This window comes from Mesorhizobium sp. M1A.T.Ca.IN.004.03.1.1, assembly GCF_003997555.1.
Taxonomy (GTDB): Bacteria; Pseudomonadota; Alphaproteobacteria; order Rhizobiales; family Rhizobiaceae; genus Mesorhizobium.
Genome location: NZ_RZTV01000751.1, coordinates 1 through 251, shown reverse-complemented (window position 1 = coordinate 251; position 251 = coordinate 1). Strand labels below are relative to the sequence as shown.

Sequence of the window (251 nt, the reverse complement as noted above, 5' to 3'; positions counted from 1 at the left end):
ATCAGCAAGTCGTTCCGACGATGGCGAAATACCAAAACGACAGCGCCGGCGGCGATTACAGGAACGGGTAGGGCATATGGTCGATATCATCGAATGGCCGTTCTGCACCCTCACGCCCCAGCAAGTTGCCCCGTGCCTTGTGCCATTCACAAGGTCCGGCGGCAGATCGCTGGGTGGCGTCGAGCCTGTCGTCCGGACGGACCTGGGCTATTGGACCGTAGAATACTCTGGCATTGTCATCCAAAACCGAT

Annotated in this window: 1 protein-coding gene; it reads right to left on the bottom strand. The window is 58.2% G+C overall.

All coding sequences use genetic code 11. The features are described from left to right. Positions 1–55: 55 nt before the first annotated feature. Positions 56–251, bottom strand: a 196-nt coding sequence (locus EOD29_RS36760; RefSeq protein WP_206520598.1) for a hypothetical protein, incomplete at its 5' end; no start/stop codon positions are given.